Source organism: uncultured Pseudoxanthomonas sp. (assembly GCF_947498795.1).
Taxonomy (GTDB): Bacteria; Pseudomonadota; Gammaproteobacteria; order Xanthomonadales; family Xanthomonadaceae; genus Pseudoxanthomonas_A.
In genome coordinates this window covers 579,021-593,171 of sequence record NZ_CANMLQ010000002.1, presented here as the reverse complement: position 1 = coordinate 593,171, position 14,151 = coordinate 579,021, and the positions used below count along the sequence as shown (strand labels likewise).

At 68.7% G+C, this 14,151-nt stretch carries 12 protein-coding genes; 5 read left to right on the top strand and 7 right to left on the bottom strand.

The window, feature by feature from the left end:
* Positions 1-9 precede the first annotated feature (9 nt).
* The 3 genes from flgJ to flgL are packed head-to-tail and all read left to right on the top strand — an operon-like array spanning position 10 to position 4,158.
* Positions 10-1,065: a flagellar assembly peptidoglycan hydrolase FlgJ gene (gene flgJ, locus Q0907_RS08910; protein WP_299343865.1), complete on the top strand. Its 1,056-nt coding sequence runs from the start codon at positions 10-12 to the stop codon at positions 1,063-1,065.
* A 13-nt stretch (positions 1,066-1,078) separates the two neighbouring features.
* A complete protein-coding gene (gene flgK, locus Q0907_RS08905) occupies positions 1,079-2,959 on the top strand; it encodes a flagellar hook-associated protein FlgK (RefSeq protein ID WP_299343364.1) in 1,881 nt (626 codons plus the stop codon).
* On the top strand, positions 2,956-4,158 hold the full coding sequence (flgL, locus tag Q0907_RS08900) for a flagellar hook-associated protein FlgL (protein WP_299343362.1): 1,203 nt from the start codon (positions 2,956-2,958) through the stop codon (positions 4,156-4,158). Before flgK ends, flgL begins: the two co-directional genes overlap by 4 nt.
* A gap of 125 nt (positions 4,159-4,283) precedes the next feature.
* Here the strand turns inward: flgL and Q0907_RS08895 are convergent, their stop codons facing one another.
* Genes Q0907_RS08895 through lexA form a run of 5 tightly spaced genes read right to left on the bottom strand, consistent with a single transcriptional unit; the run spans position 4,284 to position 10,841 of the window.
* Positions 4,284-4,919, bottom strand: coding sequence for an alpha-ketoglutarate-dependent dioxygenase AlkB (locus tag Q0907_RS08895; protein WP_296281833.1), 636 nt, complete (start codon positions 4,917-4,919; stop codon positions 4,284-4,286).
* Positions 4,920-4,925: 6 nt separating this feature from the next.
* Complete coding sequence (locus Q0907_RS08890; protein WP_299343360.1) at positions 4,926-8,183, bottom strand: error-prone DNA polymerase; 3,258 nt, start codon at positions 8,181-8,183, stop codon at positions 4,926-4,928.
* A complete protein-coding gene (locus Q0907_RS08885) occupies positions 8,180-9,598 on the bottom strand; it encodes a DNA polymerase Y family protein (protein WP_299343359.1) in 1,419 nt (472 codons plus the stop codon). Before Q0907_RS08885 ends, Q0907_RS08890 begins: the two co-directional genes overlap by 4 nt.
* 9 nt (positions 9,599-9,607) lie before the next feature.
* Complete coding sequence (gene imuA, locus Q0907_RS08880; RefSeq protein WP_299343357.1) at positions 9,608-10,234, bottom strand: translesion DNA synthesis-associated protein ImuA; 627 nt, start codon at positions 10,232-10,234, stop codon at positions 9,608-9,610.
* A gap of 1 nt (position 10,235) precedes the next feature.
* Positions 10,236-10,841, bottom strand: a complete 606-nt coding sequence (lexA, locus tag Q0907_RS08875; protein WP_296281826.1) for a transcriptional repressor LexA — start codon at positions 10,839-10,841, stop codon at positions 10,236-10,238.
* A 111-nt stretch (positions 10,842-10,952) separates the two neighbouring features.
* Between lexA and Q0907_RS08870 the strand changes: the two genes are divergently transcribed.
* Together Q0907_RS08870 and Q0907_RS08865 are read left to right on the top strand one after the other, a co-directional pair.
* Positions 10,953-11,174 (top strand): AbrB/MazE/SpoVT family DNA-binding domain-containing protein, encoded by a 222-nt coding sequence (locus Q0907_RS08870; protein ID WP_162110343.1) that lies wholly within the window; start codon positions 10,953-10,955, stop codon positions 11,172-11,174.
* Between the two features lie 10 nt (positions 11,175-11,184).
* Positions 11,185-11,613, top strand: a complete 429-nt coding sequence (locus tag Q0907_RS08865) for a type II toxin-antitoxin system death-on-curing family toxin (protein WP_299343356.1) — start codon at positions 11,185-11,187, stop codon at positions 11,611-11,613.
* A gap of 360 nt (positions 11,614-11,973) precedes the next feature.
* On the opposite strand, the gene Q0907_RS08860 is transcribed toward Q0907_RS08865, so the two are convergent.
* Together Q0907_RS08860 and Q0907_RS08855 are read right to left on the bottom strand one after the other, a co-directional pair.
* Positions 11,974-13,095: an HDOD domain-containing protein gene (locus tag Q0907_RS08860; RefSeq protein ID WP_296281820.1), complete on the bottom strand. Its 1,122-nt coding sequence runs from the start codon at positions 13,093-13,095 to the stop codon at positions 11,974-11,976.
* Between the two features lie 171 nt (positions 13,096-13,266).
* A complete protein-coding gene (locus tag Q0907_RS08855; protein ID WP_296281818.1) occupies positions 13,267-14,082 on the bottom strand; it encodes a hypothetical protein in 816 nt (271 codons plus the stop codon).
* Positions 14,083-14,151: the final 69 nt, after the last annotated feature.

Here is a 14,151-nt window from a genome sequence, read left to right as displayed (position 1 = left end):
ATGGCCAGCATGCCCATCGGAACGCTGAATCCTTCCCTGCCGCTGGCCGATGCCGGCGGCAAGCCCGACAACGCGCGCATCCACGACGTCGCGAAGAAGCTGGAAGGCCAGTTCGCGCAGATGATGATCAAGTGCATGCGCGAGGCCGGCTTCGGTGATTCGCTGTTTCCCGGCGAAAACCAGATATTCCGCGACATGTACGACCAGCAGATCGCCAAGGCGATGAGCGAAGGGCGCGGTTTGGGCCTGGCGCCGATGATCGCGCGGCAGCTGGGCGCGACCGACAGCACCACGCCCGCGGTTCCCGCCACCACGGCGCTGTCCGCGTACAAGCGCCTGCTGCCGGGCAACGAAGCCGATTCCATGTTGGACGCCATCGCAGGCCGCGGCATCGGCAGCAGCGCCGTGCGCAACGACGCCGGCATGCCTGGCACGATCACGCTGGACACCATCACCGTCCGTCCTGACGCCGCCTGCGATGAGGTGGAACAGGTCGCGTCGGCCGATCCGTCGAAGTACGCGCGTAATACGCCCGAGCGCTTCGTCGCCGAGATCTGGGACCACGCCAAGCAGGCGGCGAAGGAGCTGGGCGTCGACCCGCGCGCGCTGGTCGCCCAGGCTGCGCTGGAAACCGGCTGGGGCAAGCGGCAGATCAAGACCGGCGATGGCGACAGCGCGCACAATCTGTTCGGCATCAAGGCGACGGGCTGGAAGGGCGAGCGCGCCCGCACCGCCACGCACGAATACAGCAATGGCGTGAAGCACAGCGAGACCGCGGACTTCCGCGCGTACGCGTCGCCCGCGGAAAGCTTCGCCGACTACGTGCGACTGCTCAAGAACAATCCGCGCTACCAGCAGGCACTGGCGGCCGGCAAGGACATTGCGGGCTTCGCCCGCGGCCTGCAGCGCGCCGGCTACGCCACCGACCCGACGTATGCCAACAAGATCGCCTCGATCGCCAACGGTCCGACACTCGGAAAAGTGCTGTCGGCCATCGGCGACAGCGTCGGCGGCAAGGTCGGCGGATTCGTCGGCAATGCCATCGGCAACGCATTGAAGCGCTGACCCCGGAGCACGCATGTCCAACCTTCTCGCCACCGGCAGCAGCGCCCTCCTCGCTTTCCAGCGTGCGCTGTCGACGGTCAGCCACAACGTGGCCAACATCAACACGCCCGGCTATTCGCGCCAGCGCGCCGAGTTCGAAGCGCGCGACGGCACCTACTTCGGCCAGGGCTACCAGGGCAACGGCGTGCAGATCGTCGACATCCGCCGCATGGCGGACTCGCTGGCGACCTCGCGCCTGCTCGACAGCGGCGGCGAACTGTCGCGCCTGCAGCAGCTGTCGGTGCTGTCCACGCGCCTGGACCAGCTGTTCTCCGAAAAGGCGACGGGCATCAGCGCGCCGTGGTCCAGCTTCTTCGATTCGGTGAGCGCGCTGTCGTCCAACGCGGCCGGCTCGGCCGACCGCGAAAGCGTGCTGGCGCAGGCGAACGCGCTGGTCACGCGCTTCCGGCAGATCGACCAGCACCTGGACGGGCTGGATACCGAGGTCAATGCCGGACTCACCGCCGCCACCGGTGAAGTCAACCGGCTGGCGAAGGAGATCGCCCAGCTCAACGGGCAGATCGGCGGCAACACCCATCCTTCCGGCGACCTGCTGGACCGCCGCGACCAGTTGATCAGCGAACTGGTGGCCTTCACCGGCGGCAACGCGGTGACGCAGGACGGCGGGCTGGTCAACGTGTTCAGCGCCGGTGGACAACCCCTGGTCGTCGGCGCTACCGCCAGCCGGCTCGTCACCGTGCCCGACGCGTACCGCCCCGAGCGGCTGCAGGTGGCGCTGGAAACGAACAGCCAGCGCATCACGCTCGACAAGCGCGCGATGGGCGGACAGATCGGCGGCCTGATCGAGTTCCGCACCACGGTGCTGGACCCGGCGGTCGCCGAGCTTGGGCGCGTCGCCACGTCGCTGGCCGATACGTTCAATGCCGGCCACCGCGCGGGCATGGACCAGTATGGACAGCTGGGCGCCGACTTCTTCAGCCTGCCCGCGCCACGCATTTCGTCGAACGCCGGCAACACCGGCACCGCCGTGCTGCAGACGGCCGTGGGCAGCGTCTCGGCACTCAATTCGCAGAACGCGCTGCTGCGCTTCGACGGCAGCGCATGGGTGGCGACGCATCCCGACACCGGTGCCGCCATCGCAACGACCGGCACGGGCACGGCGGCCGATCCGCTGGTGGTGAACGGCGTGGAGGTCGTGCTCGCGTCCGGCACCCCGGCCGCCAACGATCGCTTCCTGCTGCAACCCACCGCGGGCGCCGCCGGCAACCTGGGCGTCGCGATCACGGATCCCGGCCGCATCGCCGCGGCCACGCCGGTCAAGGCCACGACGGACATGGCCAACACCGGCAGCGGCAAGCTGAGCGGCCTGAAAGTGCTGGACGCCAGCCATGCGGGCCTGCTGGCGCCGGTCGACATCGACTTCCTCGATGCCACCAACTACACCATCAATGGCGCCGGCCCGTTCGTCTACACCCCCGGACAGACCATTGCGTCGAACGGCTGGAGCCTGGTGCTGGACGGCGCACCCGCCGCCGGCGACCGCTTCAGCGTGGGCCCGACCGGCGCCAATTCCAGCGACAACGGCAACGCCAGGCTGCTGTCGAACCTGGACGACGCGCGCGCGCTCAACGGCGGCACGCTGACGCTCAATGGCGCCATCGGCGGGTTGACCACGCAGGTCGGTTCGGCGGCGCGACAGGCGGATTACTCCGCCCAGGCGCAGCAGGTCATCCACGACCAGGCGCAGGCCGCGCGCGATGCGATTTCCGGCGTCAACCTGGATGAAGAAGCCGCCGACCTGATGCGCCTGCAGCAGGCGTACCAGGCGGCGTCGCAGATCATCGCGACCGCCGACACCCTGTTCCAATCGCTGCTGAGCGCCACACGCCGATGAACAATCGCATCTCCACCGGAATGATGTACCAGCAGTCGATCTCCACGATGCTGGCCAAGCAGGCGAAACTGGCGCACACGCAACAGCAGCTCGCCAGCGGGCAACGCCTGGTGACCGCCAAGGACGATCCGGTCGCTGCGGGTACCGCGGTCGGCCTGGACCGGGCCGTCGCCGAACTCGAACGCTTCGGCATGAACGCCAACGCGGTGCAGAACCGCCTCGGCCTGCAGGAGAACGCACTCACCCGCGTGGGCGAAGCGATGGCGCGCGTGCAGGAGCTGGCGATCCAGGCCAACAACGCGGCGATGGGCGACGACAGCCGCCACGCCATCAGCACCGAGCTGAAGGCGATCTATGCCGGCCTGCTGGACCTGGCCAACAGCACCGACGGTGCCGGCCGCTACCTGTTCGGCGGCACCAGCGACGGCAGCACGCCCTTCGCCATCGCCGGCGGCAGCGTGATCTACAGCGGCGACCAGACGCAGCGCCAGGTGGAAGTGGCGCCGGACATGTTCGTCGCCGACACCCTGCCCGGCAGCGAGGTCTTCCTGCGCCTGCGCACCGGCGACGGCCGCATCGACGGACGGGCCGCTCCGGGCAACACGGGTACGGGCCTGCTGATGGATTTCAGCGTCACCGATTCCACCCTCTGGTCGGGCGGCAGTTACACGCTTTCGTTCGGCGCCGGCAACACGTACCAGGTGCTGGATGCAGGCGGCAATGCGGTCACGACCGGCACCTACGCCAAGGGCGAGAGCATTGCCTTCGCCGGCGTGCAGATGAAGATCGATGGTCAGCCCGCCAACGGCGACAGCTTCACCCTGGGCCCCTCGGGCAGCCGCGACATCTTCGCCACCGTGCAGGGACTGATCGACACGCTGGACGCCAACCCCACCACGGACGCGCAGCGCGCCGCGATGCAGAACAACCTGCAGGCCGCCATGCGCGATGTCGGGACCGCGCAGGGAAAGATGATCGATGCCCGCGCCAGCGGCGGCGCGCAATTGTCCGCCATCGAGGATGCGGCCGCCCTGCGCGAAGCCAACAACGTCACCCTGCAGGGCACCCTGTCCACCCTGCGCGACCTGGACTGGGCCGAGGCCATCGGCCGCTACCAGATGGAGAACACCGCGTTGCAGGCCGCGCAGACGGTCTTCATGCAGATGCAGCAGCTGTCGCTGTTCAAGCTGATGGGCTGACCGGCCTCTCCTTTTCATGCAGTCCTTCCCCTCACGCCGCGATGCCCTCGCGGCTTTTTTTTTGGGCAGCCTGTTGTGGGAGCGACGTAAGTCGCGATGAAGCTTTACAGGTGACCCTTCGCGACTCACGTCGCTCCCACACCTGCCAAGCCACCTGTTCCCACAGGGGACGAAGGCCTCACCCGGAACACCACGCTGATCCGCGGCCCCTGCGAACGCCGGGTCTTCGGAATGCCGTGCTCGTGCGTGCTCTGCGACGCATGGCTCATCGACAGGATGCTTCCCGGCGCGAGGTCCACCGCCAGCGTTTCGCGCCTGCCCTCGCGTGCGCGGATCAGCATGCGCCGCGGCGCGCCCAGCGAGACCAGGGTGATCGGATGGCCGGCGGCTACGGTATGCAGCTTGTCGCCGTGCATGGCGACGCTGTCGTGGCCGTCGCGGTAGAGGTTCATGCCGATGCGCGAATAGGGCGCAGGCGCCCTCGCCTGCACGCAGGCCAGGAGACCGGCCAGCGGAAGCTCGGGCGGCAGTGCATCCACGGCGTAGTTCGCCAGCAGGCGCGGCACGTCGACGATGCGGTCGTACATGGGGCGCTGCAGATGGATCCACGCGGCCTGTGCGTGCAGGGCCTCGAACCATGCCTGCGCCGTATCGGGATCGATCGCACCCGGCCAATAGCGGATGCCGCCCTGATCGTCATGCACGAGGCGGTGCATCGCGGGAGCGAACAGATCATCGGTGTGGGCGGTCAGCGCACGCATGGCAGGTCAGTGGAAGTCACGGGAGCCGGGCTGGATCTCGCCCAGCAGGTGACTGAAATCCTCCAGCCGGCGTGCGATCAGGTGGGAGACGCCGTCCACCTGTTCCCAACGGCCGCGTACCGCCATCAGGCGCGCGCCGAGCAGGGCCTTGCGGTCGCGCAGCGCCACGTGCGACCACACCACCACGTTGACCATACCGTGCTCGTCCTCCAGGGTGACGAAGATCGTGCCCTTCGCCGTGGCCGGCCGTTGCCGCTGGGTGACGATGCCGGCCGCGAAGGCGCCCCGCCCGTGTGGCAACCCGCGCAGCTGTCGCGAATCGACCACGCGTTGCCGCTGCAGGCGTTCGCGCAGCAACGACAGCGGATGCGCGCCCAGCGTCAGCCCGGTCATGCGGTAGTCCGAGGTCACGTCCTCGCCCACCGTCGGAGCGGGCAGGACGATCGCCTCCTCATCCGGGCTGCCGGGCAGCAACGGGCGCTGCCGCTCGATGCCGGCGACCGCCCAGCGCGCGGCATGGCGATGCCCGGCGAGCGAATGCAACGCGCCCGCTTCGGCCAGGGCAGTGCGCGCCTTCTCGTCGAGCCTGGCGCGCTGGCAGAGATCACGGACATCGGCGAAGGGGCGTTGCGCGCGCGCGGCCATGATCGCCTTGCCGGCGTCCTCCGACAGTCCGCCCACCTGCCGGAAGCCGAGCCGCAGCGAGGGCTGTCCGCCGTCATCGACCCCGCGGCGCACATGCCCGCCTTCCAGTGTGTTGTCCCAGTCGCTGACGGCGACGTCGACGGGCAGGACATCAATGGACACGCGCCCGCCCTGCCCGCGTCGCGCGTCCTGCACGATCTGGCTGGGCGAGTAGAAGCCCATCGGCTGCGCATTGAGCAGCGCGCAGGCAAAGGCGGCCGGCTCATGCCGTTTCAGCCAGCAGCTGATGTAGACCAGCTTGGCGAACGAGGCCGCATGGCTCTGCGGGAAGCCATAGGAACCGAAGCCCTTGATCTGCTCGAAGATCTGGTCGATGAACTCCGGAGAGTAATTCTTCCCGAGCATCAGCTCGCGGATGCGCAGGCGATGCGGTTCCATGTCGCCGCCCCGCTTCCAGGCCGCCATCGAGCGGCGCAGACCATCCGCCTGCGAAGGCGTATAGCCGGCATGGATCACCAGTTCCATCACCTGTTCCTGGAACAATGGGATGCCGAGCGTTTTCCCGAGGATCTCCTTCACCCCTTCCGACGGATACGTCACCGGATCCTTGCCCTGCCGGCGGCGCAGGTAGGGATGCACCATGCCGCCCTGGATCGGGCCGGGGCGCACGATCGCGACTTCCACAACCAGGTCGTAGTATTCCTTCGGCTTCAACCGCGGCAGCATGCTCATCTGCGCGCGCGATTCGATCTGGAACACGCCCACGGTGTCGGCGGCCTGGATCATCTGGAAGGTCGCTTCGTCATCGTTCGGCAGGCGCGCGAGATCCAGACGGAATCCGCGGTTTTTCTCCACCAGGTCCACCGCCTTGCGGATGCAGGTCAGCATGCCCAGCGCCAGGCAGTCGACCTTGAGCAATCCCATCGTCTCCAGGTCGTCCTTGTCCCACTGGATGATGCTGCGGTCGTCCATCGACGCGTTCTCGACCGGCACTACCGTGGACAGCGGCGCATCGCCGATCACGAAGCCTCCCACATGCTGCGACAGGTGACGCGGGTGGTCGCGCAGCTGGTCGGTCACCGCCAGCACGCGCCGGATGAGTGGATTTCCCGAATCAAACCCCGCCTCGCGCAGGCGCTGCTCCATCGGTGCCTCGCCGTTGCCCCAGCCATAGCAGTCGGCCAGCAGTGCAATCTGGTCCGGCGGCAGGCCGAACGCCTTGGCCACGTCGCGCACCGCGCTCTTGCCGCGGTAACGGATCACCGTGGCGGCCAGCGCGGCACGGCGGCGGCCGTACTTGGTGTAGACGTACTGCAGCACTTCCTCGCGGCGCTCGTGCTCGAAGTCGACGTCGATGTCCGGCGGTTCGCCGCGATCCTTGGACAGGAATCGGGCCATCAGCAGGCGGCTTTCGGCAGGATTGACCACGGTGATGCCCAGTGCGAAACAGACCGCGGAATTCGCCGATGAACCACGTCCCTGGCAGAGGATGTGCTGTTCCCTGGCAAACCGCACGATGTCCCACACGGTCAGGAAGAACGCCTCGTACTGGAGCTCTTCGATCAGCGCGAGTTCGCCGTCGATCTGATCCACTACTGAATCCGGCACGCCCTCCGGCCAGCGCTCGCGCATGCCGCGTTCCGTGAGTTCGCGCAGCCACGTGGTGGGCGTGTGGCCCGCCGGCACCAGCTCGGCGGGATAGCGGTAATGGATGTCGCGCTTGAGATCGAACCTGCAACGCCGCGCCAGCGCCACCGCGGCATCGATCAGGGCACGCGGATAGATGTTGCCCAGCGCCCGTCGCGTGCGCAGGTGGCGTTCGCCGTTGCGGAACAGGTGCTCGCCGCATTCGGCCAGCGGTGCGGCATGGCGGATCGCCGTCATCGTGTCCTGCAGCGCGCGGCGGCGGCGCACGTCCATGTGCACGTCGCCGGCCGCCACCGGCACCATGGCGAGGCGTGCGGCGGTCTCGAGCAGGCGCGCGAGTCGGGCGGCATCGTCCTGCTCACGGTGCAGTTCGACCGCCACATGCGCGCGATCGCCGAACACCGACTGCAGCCACTGCCCCTGCGTTTCGTCGATCTCGGGTGCCGGCAGCCAGAGTGCGAACAGGCCGCAGACGGCAGGATCGACGTCGGACAGGAGGCGCTCCATGTCCAGCCGCGTGAGCCGGTAGCCCTTCTTGTCGACGGCACGCCGGGCGGTGGTGATCAGTTCGCACAGCCGCGTGTAGCCGGCCGTGGTTTCCACCAGCAGCACGCACTTCAACCCGCACGCCAGGGTGAACTCGCTGCCGACGACGAGGGGCACCTCCGTCGCACGCGAAGCTTCCCAACCGCGCACGATGCCGGCCAGCGAGCATTCGTCGGTGATCGCGAGCGCTTCATAACCGAGATCGCGCGCCCGCTCGAACAGCTCTTCCGCACTGGCCGCGCCTCGCAGGAACGAGAAGTCCGACAGGCAATGCAGTTCCGCATAGGCCGGCCAGGCATCTTCCTGCGGGCCGTCGTCGTTGGCCGCGGCATGCCGGCGCAACCGCTGCGCCACTTCCCACGCGCGGGGCGGGCGACCGCCGGGCGTATCGCGGTCGACGCCGTCCACCGCATCGTCCCAGCTCACGCGAACCACCCATGCAGCATCCAGCCGCCCTGCTCGCCCGGCGGCGCGAACGCCCAGGCGCGCTGGCCCTGCGACGTCTCCAGCACGTAGTAGTCGCGGCGCGCGTCCTCGCCGTCCCACCAGCCGCTTTCCAGCCGCTCGGGCCCGGAGACGATGCGCGGATGCGGATCGCGCAGCGGCACCGGTTGCGGCAGCAACCAGGTCGGACGTGGCGGACGCAGGGGCGCCCGTTCGATGCGACTGCCATCGCCCTGCACGCGTCGCCATGCGCGCTCCGGGCGTGGATCGCCGGCCGGTGCCACACGATGCACCGCCTCGTCGCCCAGGCGCGCGCGCAGGCGTTCGCGCAACTGCGGCCACGGCAGTTGCTGCTGCGGCCGCGTATCGAACAGATCGCGCGCGGCCGGCACGAACGGCGGCAGCTCGCGTGCCAGCAGGCGCACGCCTACCACCGGCTGGGCGATCTGCACGCGCTCCAGGCGATTGCGGGTGAGTTCGAACAGCATCGCCGGCTCGCGCTCGGCGGCCAGCAGGCCCACCTCGACATCGGTATGGCCCTCCTCGTGTTCCAGCCGCAGCACGAAGCGCTGCACGCCGCCGTCGCGGATGGACAGGTAGGTGCACAGGTCGCCGATCAGGCGCCGGAGCGGAAACAGCAGCGCCATGTGGCTCTCGACTTCGTAGCCGAGTTCGATGCGCGCATCGAAGTGGTCCGGCGGCGCGTAGTACGCCAGCGCGTCGTCGGCCTGGCCGTACAGGCGATCCAGGTGGTCGAGCACCGGCAAGCCGAAACGGCGGCGCACGCTGTCGCGTGGCAGGTCGCGCAGCGTGCGCAGGTCGCGGATGCCCATGCGATGCAGGCGTTCGCCGGCATCGTCCGGCAGGCGCGCACGGCGCACCGGCACGCGGTCCAGCATTTCCGCCATCGCCGCCGGCTGCATCACCGCCAGTCCGTCGCGCAGGCCGGCGAACACATGCGCCGCGCGCGGCGTGGGTGCCAGCGCGAGACGATGCTGGAAACCCAACAGACCGAGTTCCTCGCGCAACCGCGCCTCGATGCGCGGCCAGGGCCCCAGCAGGCGGAAGCTGGCGCGCACCTCCAGCACCAGGCAGCCCGGCCACTGCGCGCTTACCAGCGAACTGTGGCGATACGCCCAGGCGGCGAGGAACCGCTGCCAGCGCGCTTCGGCCGAGGGGTCGTATTCGACCATCGCGAACTCCGGCAACAGCGCGTGCGCGGCCGTCAGCCGCATGCCGGCCCGCAGGCCCGCCTGCGCGGCAGCGGCATTCACCGCTTGCAAGGTACGCAACTGCACGGCACCGCCGACCAGCGCCAGCGGCGCGTCGGGATCAGGCAAACGCCGGAGGACGGCGTCCAGCGCCAGCTGCGGCAGCAGTACACAGGCCCAGAGCATCGGTAGGCCTCAATGCGCGACCAGCGCGAAGGGTTGCGCAGGTGCCGGACCACCCCGGCATTTGCGCACCCGCCACTGCGTGCCGCCCTGCGCATCGCGCATGGCTTCCACGCGCAGCGCGGCCGCCGAGGGATTGGCCGCGTGGCGACGGTCGCGTAGCGCAAAGCCCAGGCATTCGCCGCTGTCGGCCGCCACCTGCAACCTGCGCAGCGCAGGCCCGTCGGCGTGCGTGGGCCAGCCCAGCACGGCGGCGCAGGCACCGCTGCGCAGGCATTGCTCGAACGCCCACAACGCATCGCGTGGCGCGGCTTCGACGATCTCCAGCATCGCCAGGTCCACGCCCGCGGCTTGCCAGGCCGGCGCATACGGCACGTAGGGCGGCGCGATCACCGCCACCGCGCTGCCGGCCTGGGTCATGCGTGCCAGCGTGGGCAGCAGCAAGGCCAGTTCGCCCACGCCGTCGGCAGGCAGCAGCAGCTCGGTCAGGGCGCGCCGTGGCCAACCGCCCTGCGGCAGCAGCGCGTCGAGCGTCGCATGGCCTGTGGGTTCGCCATCGGCGGCGATCGCCGCACTGCGGCCCGCGTGCCACAGCGTGCGCGCGGCCAGCAGCGTGTCGAGGGCGACGACGGCGCCCATCTCAACCGCGGCGCACCAGGCCGCAGTACACGCCTTCGATGGCGAAGTCCTGCCCCGGCTCCACTTCGATCGGCGCGTGCGCGGAATTGCGCGGCAACAGGCGGATACGCCGGCGCTCGCGCTGCAGGCGCTTGATGGTCAGTTCGCCGTCGATGCGGGCCACGACGGTCTGGCCGTCGCGCGCCTCCGGCGTGCGATGCACGCCGACCAGATCGCCATCGACGATGCCGTCGTCGATCATCGAATCGCCCTGCACCTTCAGCAGGTAGTCCGGCTGCGGCGAAAACAGCCGACGGTCCAGCCACAGCTGTTCGTCCAGGCCGATGTCGGCGCCGATCGGCTGGCCCGCGGCCACCCGGCCCAGCACGGGCAACGGCAGCAGGTCGGCCATACCGCCGGGCAGGCGCAGGCCGCGCTTCTGGCCCGGCGCCTGTTCCAGCAGGCCATCGGCGACCAGCGCCTGTACGTGCTTCTGGGCGGCATTGCGGGAGGCGAAGCCGAAGGCCCCGGCGATGTCCGCCAGGCTGGGCGCGCGTCCGGCCGCCAGCTCCCGGCGCAGGAAGGCCAGGACGGCGGCACGTTGGGGAGGCAGATCGATGGGGTTCATGGGTGTACATTTGTACACCTTCAGGTCTCACATGACGAGAAAAACGTGCGGGTTGCCTCAACCCCTCATCCGCCCCAATATAACCATGGTTATAACGTCAGGAAGGCAATCATGAAGCTCAAGATCACCACGGTCGGCAACTCTGCCGGCGTCATCCTGCCCAAGGATCTCCTGGCGCGCCTTCGCCTGGAAAAAGGCGATGAACTCCATGCACTCGAGACCCCCGACGGCATCCGCCTGACGGTCTACGATCCCACCCTGGCCGAGCAGATGGAGGTGGCCGAGCAGGTGATGCGCAGCCGCCGCACCCTGCTCCACAAGCTGGCCCAATGAAGCAGCGCGGATGATCGTCTGGATCAGCCGGGCCTTGGCCTTGGCCATCCATGACCGGCAATTGGCCGAGCATGGCGGCGCGACCGGCATCCGCGACGAGGGCTTGCTGGAATCGGCGCTGGCGCGCGCCCGGCAGCTGCACGCCTACGGGCAACCCACGCCGGACCTGGCCGATCTGGCGGCCGCCACGGCCTTCGGCCTGGCCCGCAACCACCCCTTTGTCGACGGCAACAAGCGCATGGCAGCCGTGGCCTGCGAAGTCTTCATCGTACTCAATGGCGCCACATTGTCGGCGGAAGACCACGAACTCTATCCGCAGTATCTGGGCCTGTCGGAAGGCAGTCTCGGCGAAGCCGACTTCGCCGCGTGGCTACGCCCGCGGATCATCGCCAGGCCAGCAGGCAAGGTGCAGGAGACCTCTCCCACCTACCGTCCCTGACAGCGTCACGGCCCGTCGTCCCCGGGGAAAGCCGAGACCCCTCTCGCCCTTGCCTTCCCCGCCGCACGAAGGATGCGGATCACTGACGGACAGTGGATTCCAGCTTGCGCTGGAATGACAGCAAGGGATGGCGGCACGGATTCGGACACGCCAGCCCCGTCGTCCCAGCGAAAGCCGGGACCCACGTTGCCGTTGCTTTCCCTGACGTTCGCAAGGAAGGACATCGCTGAGAGGCCATGGATTCCGGCTTGCGCCGCAATGACGGCCACGACGTCACTCGCGGGCCGCTCCACGTAGACAGGCGTGAAGCATCGCAGACGCTGCATCGCGCGCAGGCGCGCACGCGGAATCGGAGACGCGTCAGGCCGCCTGCTCTTCGGCGCGCTCGACCATGGTCTCGGCCATCTGGCGCCAGTTGGGCAACTGGTCCAGCACGCCCAGCGACTTCAGGTAACCCTCGTCCACCGGTTCGTTGCTGGCCAGCGCACCGGCCACGTGCACGGCGCCGGGCACCCAGAAACTGCGCAGGCTGGAACGCTGTGGCTGGCGGTGGAATGCCACCGCTTCGACGATCGGCATCGGCAGGCCCCACAGGCCCAGCAGGTAGGCGCCCGCCTCGGTGTGACCGGGGCGGTCGTCGTCCTCGCTGGCCGGCGTATCGCGCTCGTCGCGCACGCCCGGCAGCAGCAGGCCGATGTCGGCCAGCAGCGCCGCGGTGGCACCGAGTTCGGAGCTGGTCCGCGGCAGGATCTTCGCCGCCAGGCGCGACGCCAGCAGCGCACGCTGCTGCAGCGCGCCGCGGTCGACATGGGCCGCGGTCTTCATCGAGAACACCTCGCTCGCCAGCACCAGGTCGCGCAAGGTGCCCAGGCCCAACCGCGTCACCGCAGCACGCAGGTCGGTGATCGAGCGGCCACTGGAGAAGTAGGCCGAGTTGCACAGTTGAAGCACCTTGGCCGCGATGGCCGGATCGCCGGCCACGAGCTTGGCGATGTCGTTGGCCGTGCCTTCGTCTTCTTCCAGTGCGCGCGTCAGGGCGAAGTACAGGTGCGGCGGCGACGGCAGGTGTTCGACGCGACCGATGGCGCGACGCAGGCGCGGACTGTCCAGCAGGTCGCGCAGTTCTTCCAGGCTGTGGATCGCTTCCAGCACCGTTTCCGACGACAACGGCAGCGGCAGGAAGCGGTGCGCCACGCCGATCAGCTTGATGGGGGCGGACAGGCTGTCTGCATTGCCTTCCAGCAGGGCGATGCGGATCGTCTCCGAGCGCAGCGTGCGGATCTGGCCCAGCAAGGTGGCCGGCGGCAGGTCGGGCAGCGCCGGTCCCACCATCACCACGTCGACCGGACCATTGGCGACCGCAAACATCGCCGACTTCCCGTCGGCTACCGTCTCGACCGTCCACTCGTCGCCCATGTCGCCGATGTAGTCGGCCAGATCGTCAGGCAGGCAGGCGGTGTCGCCAACGTACAGAATGCGCAAGGCACGTCCCCTTCTTTTCTTGCAAGTTCGATGCATGCCTTCCACGGGGGGAAGGCACGGCTCATGTGGAATCTAGCAAGGGTGTCGGCCATGGCGGCGCATTCTTGAGCCGCGATGCAGGGAATGCGCAACGCTTCACACTCCGCTGTCGGTGGTTCCCCGACAGGCGGTTCAGAACCGGAACAGCGTGAGCAATTGCGGCCCGCGGTTGTTCAGGTGGATGTTGCCATCGAACCGCGTGCGCCGCAGGTCCAGGTCCACGTTGTTGTAGTTGTAGCGCAGGGAAAAGCCGAGGTGCCGCCAAGGCAGGTAGTCCAGGGCGACCTGCGCATCGAACGCATCACCGCTGACCGCACCGCCGTTCTTGCGCGTGTACGCCAGTGCCGCGCCCCAGCGCCAGCGCATGGACAGCGATCGCACGTATTCGGCACGCAGCATGGGGGCCCATGCGTCTTCGGAGAGGTCGTTCGCATACGCGGCGGGCGTACCGGCGAGGGTCGCGCTGGCATCCAGGTCGGCGCGGATGTCGTAACGCATCGCACCCAGGCCGATGCCCGCGGCCTGGCGTCCGTCATGCAGGAACATCCACGTATACGCCACGCCGGTGATGTCGAGATCCAGACGGCCTTCGAAGGACGCATCGACCGGATACACGTTGTCGCCGATCTCCAGCATGCGGTCGAGCACCCGCATGCTGGTGTCGTCGTAGTCGTAGCCGAAGGCGTCGAACGTGTGCCGCCGCGCCGTGCCCAGACTGCCACCGATGCGCCAGGCCAGCGCATCCTGCCGATCGGCGAATCCCAGGTCGCGCTGGAAGTCGACGCGCGCGCCCCTCGATCCATCGCTGGCATCCCAGCGCGTGTCGAGATCGTGGTCGGCCGCGTAGAGGCCCACACCCAAGTCGAACCTGTCGATGGGCGGAAGCCGGTCCTGCGCCGCCACCGGCGCGGACAATGCAATGGCCAGCAGGACGACAGCGGTCTTCATGCAACGCTCCTGGAGCGGAGGGAATCGCATCCTCGTCGGTGCCCCGACATGATCAGCATCCGACGCGCC

Bases quoted from the DNA above. Each gene is read 5' to 3' on its own strand.
- flgJ (WP_299343865.1), top strand. From the start codon at position 10: ATGCCCATCGGAACGCTGAATCCTTCCCTGCCGCTGGCCGATGCCGGC.
- flgK (WP_299343364.1), top strand. From the start codon at position 1,079: ATGTCCAACCTTCTCGCCACCGGCAGCAGCGCCCTCCTCGCTTTCCAG.
- flgL (WP_299343362.1), top strand. From the start codon at position 2,956: ATGAACAATCGCATCTCCACCGGAATGATGTACCAGCAGTCGATCTCC.
- Q0907_RS08895 (WP_296281833.1), bottom strand. From the start codon at position 4,919: ATGCGTGCGCTGACCGCCCACACCGATGATCTGTTCGCTCCCGCGATG.
- Q0907_RS08885 (WP_299343359.1), bottom strand. From the start codon at position 9,598: ATGCTCTGGGCCTGTGTACTGCTGCCGCAGCTGGCGCTGGACGCCGTC.
- imuA (WP_299343357.1), bottom strand. From the start codon at position 10,234: ATGGGCGCCGTCGTCGCCCTCGACACGCTGCTGGCCGCGCGCACGCTG.
- lexA (WP_296281826.1), bottom strand. From the start codon at position 10,841: ATGAACCCCATCGATCTGCCTCCCCAACGTGCCGCCGTCCTGGCCTTC.
- Q0907_RS08870 (WP_162110343.1), top strand. From the start codon at position 10,953: ATGAAGCTCAAGATCACCACGGTCGGCAACTCTGCCGGCGTCATCCTG.
- Q0907_RS08865 (WP_299343356.1), top strand. From the start codon at position 11,185: ATGATCGTCTGGATCAGCCGGGCCTTGGCCTTGGCCATCCATGACCGG.
- Q0907_RS08855 (WP_296281818.1), bottom strand. From the start codon at position 14,082: ATGAAGACCGCTGTCGTCCTGCTGGCCATTGCATTGTCCGCGCCGGTG.